Here is a 14,340-nt window from a genome sequence, read left to right as displayed (position 1 = left end):
AGTGTTATAAAAAAAAGTAAATTTATTTAGTTTTTTCTATAATAAAGTTCTGTAACAAGTTTAACTCAAAATAAAGACAATGTAAAGACCTTTCGGCTCTAATCTTTGATGCAATTTCATTCATTATATAAAGACAACACAACAGTTCGCTCTCTGATATATCCTCCGCCGAAAAAGCAGCCTTTTCAAGTATCTCCCTAAGATTTCCTATATCACACACCTCGGACAGTTTTTTGATATATTCATCATCGGAAAGCCTTTCCATTTTCCTGCCTTCACATCCCATATACAGGGTCAAAAATCTTCTTGCCACAAAAAGCTTTGCTGAATTGTTTTCTGCTCTTGAAATCTTCTTTTTATATAAAAGATAAAACATTTTTTGTCTGCCATAAAAAATATATATCACAAAAAGTACAAATGCCACCGCAAAAACAAGCAGTAATCTTACATACAACGGCAAGCCTGTTCTGTTTTTTGCTGCAGTCTTTTCCGACTGGCTTTTCTTAATATTGCTTTCCATCTTGTCCTTAACTTTTGTTTTGTTCTTTACTGTCTTGTTATCGGACTTTTTCCTGTTGTCTTTTTTCTTTTTTACATTCCCGTTATCATTTTTAACTTTATTTTTCTTTGGCTTTGCCGTATTTTTTGCCCTGTGTTGAGCTTTATCTGCCGCTTTAGTGCTTTTCGGTACAGTATCAAAAGAAACTTGTGGCGGTTCTTCATCGGCATATTCCTTTGAGATTGCAGATGTTTTTGTCATATCTACCGGCAGCCAGCCCACCCCCTCTTTATATATCTCAGACCATGCGTGTGCATCCTCATCATGTACCTGTGCCACATAGTACACTTTATTTTTCCCAAAAGCACTCTTTCTCACTACCTTTTTAAACTGACTTGGAAAAACCATATAACCTGCGGCATATCTTGCCGGAATATTTTTCAATCTTAAAAGAATCGTCGATGCCGTTGCATAATGCTCACAGTAGCCCTTTTTATTTTCAAAAAGAAAATAGTCAAGATAATCTTTCGTCAGAGGAAGTCTGCCCGGATTTTTTGTATATGTCGTATCAGCTTGCAATGCAGACTCTATTTCCTGACATTTAAGGCTTAACTGTTCAGACAATTCTATTTCATCTGCAAATTTTTTTAACTTGTCATCATCAGGCACTCCAAGGTAATTTTCTCTGACATATTCGCTATATTTTGTATCTGTCACATAACTTTTATCACTGTTTAAAAGATAATTATATTCTGAATACGCCACATCATAATACTTTATATTGTAATCATCAGCTTTTCTTGTTATGCTTCTCTCCAAATCATCTAATTTTATCCCATTATCAACAGTTGTTACATTTTTATCATCAGATTTTTTATTTGTATTTATATTTTTTACATCACTGTAATAAGGCAGAGCCAGTTTTTTATCTCTCTGATTTGCCTTATTGTCATATTGGACACGCATATTTATAAGTTTTGTTTCACTACTTTTGTCCGCCATATCCTTAACAGACTTGTATCCATAAGAAAAAATACTTTTCAAACGATAAGAATAAAATCCTGATTCCTCTGCTTCACTCGTCCATTTGCCGTTATTGTATGTGTCCGCACTAAATTCTTTAAAATAAATTTTTGACCCGGGCTTTTTGTCGAGCACTATTTCAAACATATTTTTCCCCGTGTAAACAGGTGAAACATTTGATAATCTTCCACGATAACTCATATCCTGTATCTGTTCAACGATATTATCAGCAATCTTTTTTGCAATCTTTTCATATTGCTGTTGTTTTCTTAAAATCTGATTGTTTTTCGACATAATCTTTTCTTCGGTCTGATCTGTAACACAGACTGAAACTGCCATACAGGCTGCCATTATAACTGAAATGACCGCATATCCCACCGCCTTATTTTTCATTTTACGGTTTGTAATAGAAAATGCTATACCCGCACCACCTGCAACAAGCATCGCAAAAGTCTCCACAGATGGTGTTTTTCCGTACATCATTCCCATGATAACCACTACCGCCGCCGGAATATAACTCCACACCCTGCTTTTCAGACTAAAAATACATATTGCCATGGCAAGAACCATCATCCCTATTATCACGATAATGGCTGCTTTTCCACTATTCCCAAGCCGTGAACCGTGCAAAACGGAAGTTACATCTGTCATTTCATCAGACTGTAAATACTCCTGTTTTTTTATGTTCACATAATTAAGAAGTATATTTAAACTCCCTTTCAAATAATCACGCCTTAATAGCATAAAACCAAAAAAGGCAATCGTATATCCGGCAAATAATATATTTTGGGGAATTGATTTTAACATCCCCGTCAATGTAAATATCAACGAGAAGATGAAGATTGCCAGATACACCTCTCTATAATTTGCCGGATAACTAAACTCATCACAAAAACTGCGGTAAACTCCAACGGCAGTTATCGCCATAAAAATCCCCGCTAAAGGCATTGTCTGTCTTTTCTTTTGCCTGATTCCATACAATTCCATAACTCTAACCTGTTTTCTCCATTTCTATAAGCGTATCTTTATCAATAACAGGATTATTTCCTGTTGACCGCAAATTCATTTCATCATAAACATTTATCTCACATAATGCCCGGTATAATTCTTCCTCATTTGATACATATGCTTTTTTCACCTGCTTCTGTCTTGCATCATACCAGACATAGACTATATTTTCACCATTTTCGATAGTCCCAAATCCTACCTTGTTCCATTTATCAAATTCTCTTGCAATCTCTTCTCTTTTTAACGGTCTTGTCTCAATATAATAACAATAATAATTTTTACTATCATCCAAAAATTCCTTTACATAGAGTGTATTACTTTTTGATGAAAGCTTCCAATGTATATTTCTAAGCCTGTCGCCATTTCTATACTCTCTGACATGGCTGAAATCTCCGTTATTTTTCTTATTCTCGCTAATCATAACACAGTTGTCATCACTATCTTTTTCTGCGGTTTCAATATATTTTCCATCTGTCACAGGCACTATACAAACTGCTTCACTTTTATTTTTCATATGTTTGTTTAACTTGAAAAATCCCAGATAGTCGTATATTCCCGCCTTTTTAACAGAAACTATATAATTTCCGGATAAGATTTCATCATCCCTAAAACTGTACGAACATCTCTCTGTCCTTTTTGCCGAACACCACTGCTTAACAACAACTTTTTTCTGCTTCATATTATATGGGTCAAGGCAGTTCAATGTGAGCAGTATTTTTCCACTTGGCAAAATACTCCTGTTTTCAAGAACAAGTTCAAAATTTATCCGCCCGCATTTGTTTATGACAGGCTTTGTTTCAAGCTTTATCTTAAGCTTGAAAAACAATATCATATTCATGATAAACAACATACTTCCTATTAAAATTTCAGCATAAAACACAAACAAAAAACCATTGCTGTTATATAAAACTGACATATATAAAGTAAACAATACACTCAAAATAAATGTAAAAATCCTACCTGCCATTTTCTCCTCATTTCTTCTTTTTAATTCCTGGTGCTTTTATGCCGTTACTTATTTTTTTGATAGCCATCTGCGAAGAAATCCTTTCTCCTGATGCTCTTCCCGACATGACAATCCTGTGCGGAGCAATCTTTTCAAATGCCTCCTTGACATCTTTTGGTGTCACATAATCTCTGTCATCAAGAAATGCAAATGCTTTTGAAAGCTTCGTAAGTGCGATTGTTCCTCTCGGACTTACGCCAAGTCTTATATAATCGCTTCCCCTGGTAGCCCTGATAAGTCTGCATATATAATCATAAACTTCATCAGCTATAAAAATATCTTTCACATATTTTCTTATATTTAAGAGTTCTTCCCCGTCAATAACAGACGCAACACTTTCTGACATACGCACATTTTCATAATCTTTTTCACAATTTTTTGCAATCTTTATCTCATCCTCAAGCGAAGGATAACCCATGGAAATACATATCATAAATCTGTCAAGCTGTGATTCCGGCAAAAGCTGTGTTCCTATACTTCCCTCCGGATTTTGCGTAGCTATGACTATAAACGGTTCAGGAACTTTTCTCGTCACACCGTCAACGGTCACACTCTTTTCCTCCATCACTTCAAGAAGTGCCGACTGCGTTTTCGGTGAGGTTCTGTTGATTTCATCCGCGAGAAAAAAATTGCACATTACAGGTCCTGGCTGATAAATAAATTCCTGACTCTTGTTGTCATACATATTAAATCCGGTAATATCTGCCGGCATTACATCAGATGTAAACTGTGTTCTTTTGTTTTCAAGACCCATTGCTTTCGCAAATGCCGTTGCGAGCGATGTTTTTCCGACACCCGGAACATCATCAATAAGTATATGTCCCTCAGCCAAAACTGCCGCCATAACACTTCTTATGCAGTCGTCTTTTCCTATAACAACCTTTCCCACTTCATCTAAAACCTTAATACAATCTGAATAATATTTTTCTTTCATACTCCTATTATATCCCTTTCTTCTATTTTCGCACGGCATACCCCGTATCTATAAACCCAACCATAACTCCCTGTCCGTACATAGACAGATTCGGCTGATTTCTGACTTTTGTTATCCCCGCGGACGCAAGAGCCGGCTCTGATGACATAAGACCATAGCAAGCGGGCACAAAAAATGCTCCGCCGTTTATGCCACTTCTAACTTCATCTCCCTTTACATATGCAATCGCAAACCGCTCAGAGATTATCTGATAACATCCCTCACCATATTTATCGGTCAGGTATTTTTCATCTCCATAATACTCTACAAGATAATCCTGATACTCCTGCGAAACCGCCGCCTCCATACACAACCTGTTCATACAAATAATCTCCGCTTCTTTTTCCATATTTTAATAACATCAAATTGCGAAACTCTCATAATACTTTATTAAATTGTGCAATTAACACAACTTATAATCAGTTTCGCAATCACCCTCACTATATAAATATGAAAAAAAGACCGGAGTGACAATCCACTCCGATCTGATATTTAAAAGTCAAAGAAATTCTTTCCAAAACTCTCACGCGTTTTCTTACGGCGTCTTGAATAATTTGTGTTTTTTCTTGTAGACGGCTTATCACTTGTTGAAGCAGATGTTTTCTTTGTATAATGCTTACTATGATTTCTTCTCACATTCTTATTAGAAGAATCTTTTCTGTTCTGCCTTACTCTTTTAGCATGATTTCTTCTACCCATTTTACTCTGGTAGCCACCATGCCTTTTTCTGCTCCTTGACATTACAATGGACTTACCTGTAATGGCAAAAATTATAAACATCACAATAACTATTATCGCTAAAAGTATGACTATCGAAAGAACAATGTTGTTTACGATAAAATCAATCACTCCATAAATTCCACCTGAAATGCCATCTCTTATTCCGGTAAATATCTTATGAAACAATGATGGATTTGAATTTGTCTTTTCGATTGATTTTATTTCTTTGTTTACAACTTTTCTTGATGCTTCATCAAGATATGTTTTCTTTGTACTGTCATAAATAATATTGCTTGAACCAACCGTTTTTCCCGCATAAGTGTAGGTTACTTTTCCTATAATATTCTTTCCAGTCTTAATTTTAACATTTTTATTGTAAATTATTTTCTGCTTAGCCTTTGAAAGTTTAACATTCTTTGGAAGTACAACACTTGACTCACCCTCAAATCTCACCGGAGAATTTGAACTGTTAAAGAAACTTCCGTAATTGTCAAACAAATCTTCACTTATCTTTGAATCGGAACCACCGACATTATGCTTTTTGTACTTTCCAAAACAATAATTTAAAAGTTTAATCGTATCCGTGTACTGATTAGGCTCTCCTGCTTTCTGGCTTGTCGACTTCATGACAACGCAGACAAGCTGCATACCGTCTTTTTCCGCAAATGTAACAAGCGTATTTCCTGCTGCGTGTGTAAATCCTGTCTTTCCACCGATACAATATTTGTATCCGTACTGAGGATACTCGTCCGGATTGATAGCCTCATGATGATTGAGCCATATTCTCTTCATCTTATGCTTATTTGTCTTTGCACAAGTATATCTCGGTGTATTGCTGACCTTTCTAAATACAGAATTCTGTAAAGCTGCTCTTCCTATCATCGCCATATCATATGCCGTAGTATAATGATTAGGATCAGGCAGACCGTTTGGATTATTGAAATGTGTATCTTTAAGACCAAGCTGCTTAACACGCCTGTTCATCAGCTTAACAAAGTTCTTTACACTTCCTGAAACATGTTCTCCTGCCGCAAGACAAACCTCATTTGCGGACTCAAGCATGATGGCATAAAGGCACTGTTCCATCGTCATTTTCTCACCCGGCTCAGAACTTACCGTCGAATCTCCCGGACTTATACCGTATGCTGCCGTCTTTGAAAATGTTACAACATCACTCGGTGAACTGTTCTCAGCAGCTAAAAGTGCCGTAAGAATTTTGGTGATACTTGCCGGATAGCGTTTTTTGTGAATATTCTTTCCATATAATACCGTACCCGTGGAAACTTCCATAACTATTGCCGAACCACTGACAAGACTGTCCGTTGACGGTCCTTTCGGCCATGAACCACCCTTTGCCTGTGCACTGACTCCCGACAACATTGCGGAAAACATGATAATTACAGTCAAAAACGACGATAAAACTCTTTTTCTGTTCATAATCTCCCCACTTCCTGTGTAAATAACATACCTCTTATCTGATAGTAAAGCGGATATTCGCAATTTGCTGTGCTGCTTGCTCATAACACTAAATCTATCGTTTAATTCAATTTATAAAAATCTTAATCTATTTATAAAAAAACGCTAATCTTTTACTAAGTTGCATTGCATATTTTAAATATATAAGCTATCATGATGTTACGGTTTGCTAAATTGTAAACAATTTTGCCACCGCATAAACACATCCAGATAAACAAAAAGCACTCCCAGTAGGAATCGAACCTACAACTGCCCCTTAGGAGGGGGCTGTTATATCCATTTAACTATGGGAGCACACAATTCATATTTTAACACACTACAGCATAGTAGTCAAGAAAAGGAGATAATTTATGTCAGATAATAATAATAGTGATAATATAAACGCATCAGATAACAATAATAACAACGATAGTTATGAAGAAATCTGTTATATATGCCGCCGTCCTGAAAGCAAAGCAGGCAAAATGATACATATTCCAAATAATATATGTATCTGTAATGACTGTATGCAGAAAACTTTTGATTCAATGAACAATATGAACCTGAACGGCACATTTCCAAATATGCCTTATATGGATATGTTCGGATTTGGTATGCCAAATATGCCGGGCGGTGACAATATCCCTAAAAATCAGAAGATTAAAAAGAAAAAAGCTGCAAAAGAAAAGAAAAAAGATAATATACAGACAGGTGTCTTTGACATAAAACATCTTCCTGCACCTCATATAATTAAATCAAAACTCGATGAATATGTAGTCGGTCAGGAATTTGCAAAAAAAGTAATGTCTGTCGCAGTTTATAACCATTATAAGCGTGTACTCTCAGATGATATTGAAGAAGATGACGGAATCGAAATCGAAAAGTCAAATATGCTTATGGTAGGTCCAACAGGCTGCGGTAAAACATATCTTGTTAAAACACTCGCTAAAATACTTCAGGTTCCTCTTGCCATAACTGATGCGACTTCACTTACAGAAGCCGGATATATAGGCGATGATGTAGAGAGCGTTTTATCAAAGCTTCTCGCCGCAGCCGACAACGATGTTGAAAAAGCCGAACATGGAATTATCTTTATAGATGAAATTGACAAGATTGCTAAAAAAAGAAACACAAACAGCAGAGATGTAAGTGGAGAATCCGTTCAGCAGGGAATGTTAAAACTTCTTGAAGGCAGTGATGTCGAAGTTCCGGTCGGTGCTACAAGCAAAAATGCGATGGTTCCGCTTACAACGGTTAATACGAGAAATATTTTATTTATCTGTGGCGGTGCTTTTCCTGAACTTGAAAAAGTTATTAAAAACAGACTTACAAAACAGTCGTCCATTGGATTTGAAGCTGAACTTAAAGATAAATATGATAACGACGAAAATATTCTCTCAAAAGTTACTACTGAGGATCTCAGAGAATTTGGTATGATTCCTGAATTTCTAGGCAGACTTCCTATAGTATTTACACTTCAGGCAATGACTGAGGATATGCTCGCACAGATACTCACACAGCCCAAAAATGCAATCTTAAAGCAGTACAAAAAGCTTCTCGCACTTGATGAAGTTGACCTTAAATTTGACGATGAAGCCGTTCACTGCATAGCAAAAAAAGCCTTAAAGAAAAACACCGGGGCAAGAGCTCTTCGTGCCATTATTGAAGACTTTATGCTTGATATAATGTACGAAATTCCTAAGGATGACATGATAGGACGGGTAACTATCACTGATGATTATATAAACCACAAAGGTTCTCCGGTTATTGAAATGCGTGAAAGTGGCGAAGCAAAAATCCTCACCCAGAGAGATTTGATTGAATAAAGTGCTATTTGCCTGACCGTGATAAATAAACGCAGAATTATATAAATATTGTACTTTTTTAATCCACAAGCACAGCAGTATTTAAAAAAACTGCTGTGCTGTTTTTATTTATCTCTCAACTGCTTTCACATTATAATACAATTTTAGATTTTTCACATCTGCAAACATCAACATTGCTGTCTGTTTTCCTATCTGCACTAATATAGATAATACTTTTCTTTCAGCCCCGGCTCTGCTCCTTTATCCAAGTATCAAGCCTTTCATTTAATAATGAGAAAGGAGCTTCCCCTATCGACAATATATATTCATGAAATTTCTTCGGTGTGAACTTCTTTCCAAGCTTCTTCTCTGCCTTTTTATACATCTGCTCTATCTCTAAATAACCCATAGTATATTTAAGATAATTTGCCGGCTCTGAAACCATACTGTTATACACTGTTTTACTCTGTTCTATATCAAATCCATATGCCGTGAGATATTTTGCCAATTTTGTAAGACTCCAGCCGTTATAATTTATTCCTATATCAGCCTGTGCATAAATACAAAGCGTTGCGATAGTGTTTTCCCGAAGTATCTCTGCCGTTTTCTCATCCAACCCGGCATATTTGTAACTGTAAAGCTCTGCATAAGTCCCCCATCCTTCAACATAACCGCCTATATTAACAACACTTCTGAAAGGAACCGGTGATTTTGAATAGAAAAAGCAGTTCTGGTACAAATGTCCCGGATAACTTTCATGTGCTATTGTTGTAAACGCTTTGCTAAGGTCGTATTTTTTATTTCCGTTAAGATAAACCACATTATTATTATAATTATCTATCGCAGGTGTCAGATAAAAAGCGGGACTTAGACTTTCTTCAAGAGAACGGTCAACATACTTTACCTGACACTTTATGTCATCGGAAAGTGACGGAAAATCCTCTTTCATTGCACTCTTTAAATGTTTTATAACTTCACTTGGCTCAGTATATTTATACTTTACATTTACGGCACTATCATAAATCTTTGAATCTTTTGCAATTATCTCCGAAATTTTCTTCTGTGCCTGCTTCAATTCCTTATCTATTAGTATTTCCATTTCTTTAATGCTTCTGTCAGACCCCGTCTTTCGCCTTACAAGATATTCATAATACTTTTTACCATTTTTAAAACCGCAAAGACCTCCATTATTCTTTCCATTACCCTTAAGTGACTCCAATCCAAATACAAGATTTTTGTATGCCGGGATAACTTTATTAAGTACAGCATCTCTATTTTTAGCAATATAATTTTGTTTATCAGTATCATTTATATTGGCAAATCCTGATATTCTCTTTTCAAAAGTCGTAATAAGATAATTTTTATCCGGATTTTTAACAAACGCATTACACTGTTTTATCACCAGATTCACACAAGTATCACTCATAAAAGTTCCCTTACTTGTCTTATATTTTTCATATTTAATGACATTATTAAAATACTCCGGAATAAGATTTAACAGCTTTATGTAATCTTTAATATCATTTTCCGTATAAAAATTATATTCAACAAGCAAAACAGGAAGCTGTGCCTGGACACCCGAAGTCTCACTTAAATACTCCTCAAAGTCCGGATATTTTGACGATTCCAGATTTAGTTTCATCATGTACTCTGCAAGATCATAACAGATTTTCTGTTCCTCTTTCAATTTATCATAATCAAAACTTCTAAGAGTCTCCATCATATTTTCGTAAACCGAATAAGTCCCCTTCTGTTCATCAAAATCCATATTTCCAAAACTAACCTCCATATTATCAAGACCATATATCTTTTTATTTTTTAAAGTATAATTCATTGTCAGGGTATCCTGCGAAACGCTGTTAATAAAAATCTGATTTAAAAAAGCATCAAAATCCTCCTGCATCTTTTCAACAGACCTTGAATTATCATAGCCGACACTTTTTTGTAAAACATCAATAACAGAAAAATAATCTCCCCTGACTGCTCCTATCGCCAACAAAATAAAACATAATGAAATAATTACTTTTATTATCCTATTTTTCACTTTACTCCTCATTTCTGCACACATTTTTTTGCATATTAAGTTTGTGTCAAGTGTGCACAGACACAAATCTTGTGTGCGAAAAATCTTGTATATATGGATTTTTCGCACTACTCCCCTGATTTATTGTGAATTTTTCGACATGTTTCTGCACAAAAATATAAAATATTTTAATTATTTATGTTACAATTTTACAAAAGTATGTTAAAATAAATATAGAACTAATTTTAAATAGCCTGTGTAACCAATAACAATTTATATAACCCTATTGGATTTAAAATGTATCTGACCCTAAACCGGTACTACGGCTTACAACATTGCTATACCACACAAAGAAATGAGGTTTCAATTTTCATGAATACATACTCTGAAAACCAAAATACATTACTGCAAACCAACAAATACCAGAAAATGCTGGTATCCTTTTTTGCTGTCTTTAAAATTGACAAAACCATAAATCCAATTCAGTATATTATGTCCAATATTGATATACATGATGAAACTGTCCCTGATTATATTCCATTTCTTATCAACTATAACAATTCTGATTATCTCTTAGATATTATGTTATGGGATTATTCTGAACTTCAATCCTTATAATATAAGTTTTCTTAATATCTACCTAACTATCCCGTCAGTAATATGCTATCTCAGTAACATTTTTCTTATTTCTTCATAAAAATATATAGATTAGATATATAAATATATTCTAATTCTTAAAATATATGATTCCGATAACGAAAGGAATTTCCTATGAATAACATGAATTTCAGATTACAGGCAGGCTGTCAGCATTGTGGTAACTGCAGCTGCCGCTCTCAAAAACCAAATAATACGGTTCCGGGATGCAATAGTCATTCTCAAAACCAGAGCAATATGGCTTCCGGTTGCAACAGTTGTTCTTCAAATCAAAACAATATGGCTTCCGGTTGCAACAGTTGTTCTTCAAATCAAAACAATATGGCTTCCGGTTGTAACAGTTGTTCTTCAAATCAAAACAACATGGCTTCAGGTTGCAACAACCACCATCAAAATCAACCACGAACATGCGATTCCGGTTGTGAGCGACCACATTACAGACCACCTGAAAATTGTGCTGATTCAATATCACATATTGATATGCACAATATTCCTATTGGAATAGGCTATGTTCCTTGGCAAAAGTGGAGAAATGTCTATGCCCTCTGCGAAGGTCTTTCACAGGGAACTATTTTTAAAGAACTTGACTATCCGTTTTACGGTTGTATTCCAAATGGATTTTGCAGTCAAAAAGGAGGTGCGAGATGAATAGAGAAAAGCATAACCTCTTGGCATATATCACCCAGGTAAGCTTCGCAATGGACGATACAGTTCTTTTTTTAGACACACACCCATGTGACAAAGATGCTCTGTGTTATTACAACAAATTAAAAAAAGAAAGAGAAGAAGCAGTAAATGAATATACACAGAAATATGGTCCACTTTCTAAATATGATGTCCCGGACTCATGTTACTGGGAATGGGTAAAAGACCCGTGGCCATGGGAATAAAAAACAAACTATTGTTGTTTATTATGGATTTTTTAAAGTTTCTGTAAATTTCACAAAAAACAAATATCATTGCGTTTGACGCAGAAATGAGGAGTTTATGTTTAATTATGAAAAGCGATTGCAATACCCTGTCAATATAACAAGGTGCGACCCAAAAGCTGCAATGGTAATAATGAGTCAATACGGTGGTCTGTAGTCGAGAACCTATAATATATTAAAATGTATTATATTATCTTTTATCGTATTATATTATCTTTTATCGTATTATATCATATTTTATTATATTTATGTATATTGAAATCTGCTTTTACATATGATATAATGTCGTCAGACAAAGAGAAGCTATTGTTCCGTAGTGAACACAAAACAAAATCCCCGATGCTGCCAACATCGGGGATTTTTATTCCTATTTAGCGTGGAAGGCTTAATACCACAGGTTAATTGCCAATCATTTATCACTATCTAACCATTTGATAATGTAATGAGAAATCACACTACCCATAACAGTGACAAAAAGAGCTGCTATATACTCCGTAGTAAACACCTCCTTCCCTTGCCGGTATAGGAGATGGCAACGAATCTATTCTATCATATAAATTGACAATTTTCTACATTCAAACTCAATGCACCTTATTATAATTAAGAATCGCCTGCACTATAGCTTTTGCTACGGCATCTCTGTTCTTCTTGTAAAGTTTTGCATCGTCTGGATCCGATACAAAACACACCTCAATGAGCAAGGCAGGTTTTGCAGTCTTATTTAAAACCCATAATCCCGATGTTGTCTTTACACCACGGTTCTTAAAACCTACTTTTGAAAGCTGGTTGCATATTCTCTTTGACAAATCTCCTTTAATACCGGAGGTATCTCTCACCCATACCTCTGTTCCTGTTGTTTTTCCATCAGTTACTTTCTGATGAACTGCTGAATTAAAATGAATTGAGATGTCAATATCTCTCGTCTTTGAATTGCACTTGGCACAAATTTTCCTGAGCACATCCGTCTGGCTTTTTCCGTTATTCACGGTACAATTATATGCCTTGATACGATTCTTTTTCAAAAGTCTTATTACCTTTTTGGTAATAATTCTATCCTCTCTGCTCTCGTCAATATAGTCAGATGCCCCACAAGCTATTTTACCCTGTGGGTTGTGTCCTCCGTGTACTGTTACTGCTTTTATTTTTGCCATATTATTTTTTCCTCACTTTCCATGTACTTTACATTCTTATTTATTCTATTCTTCACACTTTACTTCCGGAAGTCCTGCAACTGATGTCAGAACACTTACAACTCCGGCTACTACTGCCGAAGATGCTGCCAGTTTCCAATCAACATTTGCCACCGTGCTTCCAACTGCGATTACAGAAACTGCAGTCTGAGCCATTGTTTTAATCGCTCTGACTGTCGCAGATTTCACCCATTTCTGAGTATCAACACTTACCTTCAACACACAATTTTTAAACATAAATAAAAACCTCCTTATTTCTTTTCTAAATCTTCTATTCTGTGATTTGCTACTTTTATATCTTCCGAATTTAAAGCTACTGATTTTTCAAGCTCATAAACCCGGTCGATTACCTGGTTATGTATATCCTGCTTTTTCTCCAACTGCTCCAAGCGATATGCTACAAGAACCGTTGATTTTTTATTTGCAAAATATGCTCCACTCGCTGTGCCGAGCATTGAAATAACTGCTATTATTATTTCTATTGCGTATGCTGCCATTTGTGTCTCCTTTCCTGCCTTTAGGCATTAAAAAAAGAAGCCTAAGCTTCCGTATGTTGTTCGATATATTTTTTTACTTTTTCCTTTAACTTTGCCGGAACTTCGTCGATGCGATTTAAATCGTATGCAATTCTCTCAGACCAAAATTTCGCCATCTCGTCCACCCCCTTTCTATTCACTATAAATAACCTCTGACATCTCGGCAATGGCATCATTCTGAGTAGTCTGCCCTGCTTCGACTGCCGCAAGTCTCACCTCTATATTGCTGAGCTGACGGATGTTAAATGACGCTTCAAAAACACTCTTTTCCTCCGAATACAGATATGACACTGTTTCAAAAGTATAATTTTTGTACTCGCCTATGATTTCGCCAGTATCGTCTTTTATGTACCTAAATGCTGACAGATTTTCGTCAGTCAGTTTCTTGCGGAAGTTTTCAATATCTTCAGCAGAAGAAAAATCTGCTGTGATTTTTGTTGCTGTGCTGCTTTCGGTAACGGTAAGTTCTGTGTTATCTTTTAATTTGATTTTCATAATGTTTTTATTCCTCCTAAA

Annotated in this window: 14 protein-coding genes and 1 tRNA gene; 4 read left to right on the top strand and 11 right to left on the bottom strand. The window is 35.5% G+C overall.

The window, feature by feature from the left end; all coding sequences use genetic code 11:
- Nucleotides 1-22: 22 nt before the first annotated feature.
- The 6 genes from DW721_RS11075 to DW721_RS11050 form a co-directional block, all read right to left on the bottom strand.
- On the bottom strand, nucleotides 23-2,509 hold the full coding sequence (locus DW721_RS11075) for a transglutaminase-like domain-containing protein (RefSeq protein WP_118745794.1): 2,487 nt from the start codon (nucleotides 2,507-2,509) through the stop codon (nucleotides 23-25).
- Between the two features lie 4 nt (nucleotides 2,510-2,513).
- A complete protein-coding gene (locus DW721_RS11070; protein WP_118745793.1) occupies nucleotides 2,514-3,497 on the bottom strand; it encodes a DUF58 domain-containing protein in 984 nt (327 codons plus the stop codon).
- A 7-nt stretch (nucleotides 3,498-3,504) separates the two neighbouring features.
- Complete coding sequence (locus DW721_RS11065) at nucleotides 3,505-4,470, bottom strand: MoxR family ATPase (RefSeq protein ID WP_022014524.1); 966 nt, start codon at nucleotides 4,468-4,470, stop codon at nucleotides 3,505-3,507.
- Nucleotides 4,471-4,492: 22 nt separating this feature from the next.
- On the bottom strand, nucleotides 4,493-4,831 hold the full coding sequence (locus tag DW721_RS11060; RefSeq protein WP_022014523.1) for a hypothetical protein: 339 nt from the start codon (nucleotides 4,829-4,831) through the stop codon (nucleotides 4,493-4,495).
- Between the two features lie 170 nt (nucleotides 4,832-5,001).
- On the bottom strand, nucleotides 5,002-6,666 hold the full coding sequence (locus DW721_RS11055) for a D-alanyl-D-alanine carboxypeptidase family protein (RefSeq protein ID WP_022014522.1): 1,665 nt from the start codon (nucleotides 6,664-6,666) through the stop codon (nucleotides 5,002-5,004).
- 261 nt (nucleotides 6,667-6,927) lie between these two features.
- A tRNA-Arg gene (locus DW721_RS11050) sits at nucleotides 6,928-6,999 on the bottom strand.
- Between the two features lie 56 nt (nucleotides 7,000-7,055).
- Between DW721_RS11050 and clpX the strand changes: the two genes are divergently transcribed.
- The gene (clpX, locus tag DW721_RS11045; RefSeq protein ID WP_055945286.1) at nucleotides 7,056-8,510 is read left to right on the top strand and encodes an ATP-dependent Clp protease ATP-binding subunit ClpX; all 1,455 of its coding nucleotides are present in this window, start codon (nucleotides 7,056-7,058) and stop codon (nucleotides 8,508-8,510) included.
- A gap of 220 nt (nucleotides 8,511-8,730) precedes the next feature.
- Here clpX and DW721_RS11040 read toward each other — a convergent pair whose 3' ends face one another.
- Nucleotides 8,731-10,533: a DUF885 domain-containing protein gene (locus DW721_RS11040; protein WP_182436303.1), complete on the bottom strand. Its 1,803-nt coding sequence runs from the start codon at nucleotides 10,531-10,533 to the stop codon at nucleotides 8,731-8,733.
- A 750-nt stretch (nucleotides 10,534-11,283) separates the two neighbouring features.
- Here DW721_RS11040 and DW721_RS16415 point away from each other — a divergent pair.
- From DW721_RS16415 to DW721_RS11015, 3 genes are all read left to right on the top strand, one after another.
- Entirely contained in the window at nucleotides 11,284-11,817 is a 534-nt protein-coding gene (locus tag DW721_RS16415) for a spore coat associated protein CotJA (protein WP_243035998.1), read from the top strand.
- Nucleotides 11,814-12,059: a spore coat protein CotJB gene (locus DW721_RS11020; RefSeq protein ID WP_118498816.1), complete on the top strand. Its 246-nt coding sequence runs from the start codon at nucleotides 11,814-11,816 to the stop codon at nucleotides 12,057-12,059. Before DW721_RS16415 ends, DW721_RS11020 begins: the two co-directional genes overlap by 4 nt.
- Nucleotides 12,060-12,156: 97 nt before the next feature.
- The gene (locus tag DW721_RS11015) at nucleotides 12,157-12,255 is read left to right on the top strand and encodes a manganese catalase family protein (RefSeq protein WP_118667761.1); all 99 of its coding nucleotides are present in this window, start codon (nucleotides 12,157-12,159) and stop codon (nucleotides 12,253-12,255) included.
- Nucleotides 12,256-12,679: 424 nt separating this feature from the next.
- Here the strand turns inward: DW721_RS11015 and DW721_RS11010 are convergent, their stop codons facing one another.
- The 4 genes from DW721_RS11010 to DW721_RS10995 all read right to left on the bottom strand — a co-directional run bounded on the left by DW721_RS11010 (nucleotide 12,680) and on the right by DW721_RS10995 (nucleotide 14,319).
- Nucleotides 12,680-13,249 (bottom strand): N-acetylmuramoyl-L-alanine amidase, encoded by a 570-nt coding sequence (locus DW721_RS11010; RefSeq protein WP_118745788.1) that lies wholly within the window; start codon nucleotides 13,247-13,249, stop codon nucleotides 12,680-12,682.
- A gap of 45 nt (nucleotides 13,250-13,294) precedes the next feature.
- The gene (locus DW721_RS11005; RefSeq protein ID WP_118745787.1) at nucleotides 13,295-13,525 is read right to left on the bottom strand and encodes a holin; all 231 of its coding nucleotides are present in this window, start codon (nucleotides 13,523-13,525) and stop codon (nucleotides 13,295-13,297) included.
- Nucleotides 13,526-13,539: 14 nt separating this feature from the next.
- Nucleotides 13,540-13,785 carry a hypothetical protein gene (locus DW721_RS11000; RefSeq protein WP_118745786.1) on the bottom strand — a complete coding sequence of 82 codons (246 nt, stop codon included), beginning with the start codon at nucleotides 13,783-13,785 and terminating at the stop codon, nucleotides 13,540-13,542.
- A 171-nt stretch (nucleotides 13,786-13,956) separates the two neighbouring features.
- Entirely contained in the window at nucleotides 13,957-14,319 is a 363-nt protein-coding gene (locus DW721_RS10995; protein ID WP_118745785.1) for a hypothetical protein, read from the bottom strand.
- Nucleotides 14,320-14,340: the final 21 nt, after the last annotated feature.

The organism is Clostridium sp. AM27-31LB (assembly GCF_003480745.1).
GTDB lineage: Bacteria > Bacillota > Clostridia > Lachnospirales > Lachnospiraceae > Butyribacter > Butyribacter intestini.
The sequence above is the reverse complement of the archived record's forward strand: the minus strand, read 5'-3'. Positions and strand labels throughout refer to the sequence as shown.

Excerpts from the sequence above, each read along its gene's own strand:
- DW721_RS11075 (WP_118745794.1), bottom strand. The coding sequence starts at position 2,509 with ATGGAATTGTATGGAATCAGGCAAAAGAAAAGACAGACAATGCCTTTA.
- DW721_RS11070 (WP_118745793.1), bottom strand. The coding sequence starts at position 3,497 with ATGGCAGGTAGGATTTTTACATTTATTTTGAGTGTATTGTTTACTTTA.
- DW721_RS11065 (WP_022014524.1), bottom strand. The coding sequence starts at position 4,470 with ATGAAAGAAAAATATTATTCAGATTGTATTAAGGTTTTAGATGAAGTG.
- DW721_RS11060 (WP_022014523.1), bottom strand. The coding sequence starts at position 4,831 with ATGAACAGGTTGTGTATGGAGGCGGCGGTTTCGCAGGAGTATCAGGAT.
- DW721_RS11055 (WP_022014522.1), bottom strand. The coding sequence starts at position 6,666 with ATGAACAGAAAAAGAGTTTTATCGTCGTTTTTGACTGTAATTATCATG.
- clpX (WP_055945286.1), top strand. The coding sequence starts at position 7,056 with ATGTCAGATAATAATAATAGTGATAATATAAACGCATCAGATAACAAT.
- DW721_RS16415 (WP_243035998.1), top strand. The coding sequence starts at position 11,284 with ATGAATAACATGAATTTCAGATTACAGGCAGGCTGTCAGCATTGTGGT.
- DW721_RS11020 (WP_118498816.1), top strand. The coding sequence starts at position 11,814 with ATGAATAGAGAAAAGCATAACCTCTTGGCATATATCACCCAGGTAAGC.
- DW721_RS11015 (WP_118667761.1), top strand. The coding sequence starts at position 12,157 with ATGTTTAATTATGAAAAGCGATTGCAATACCCTGTCAATATAACAAGG.
- DW721_RS11010 (WP_118745788.1), bottom strand. The coding sequence starts at position 13,249 with ATGGCAAAAATAAAAGCAGTAACAGTACACGGAGGACACAACCCACAG.
- DW721_RS11005 (WP_118745787.1), bottom strand. The coding sequence starts at position 13,525 with ATGTTTAAAAATTGTGTGTTGAAGGTAAGTGTTGATACTCAGAAATGG.
- DW721_RS11000 (WP_118745786.1), bottom strand. The coding sequence starts at position 13,785 with ATGGCAGCATACGCAATAGAAATAATAATAGCAGTTATTTCAATGCTC.
- DW721_RS10995 (WP_118745785.1), bottom strand. The coding sequence starts at position 14,319 with ATGAAAATCAAATTAAAAGATAACACAGAACTTACCGTTACCGAAAGC.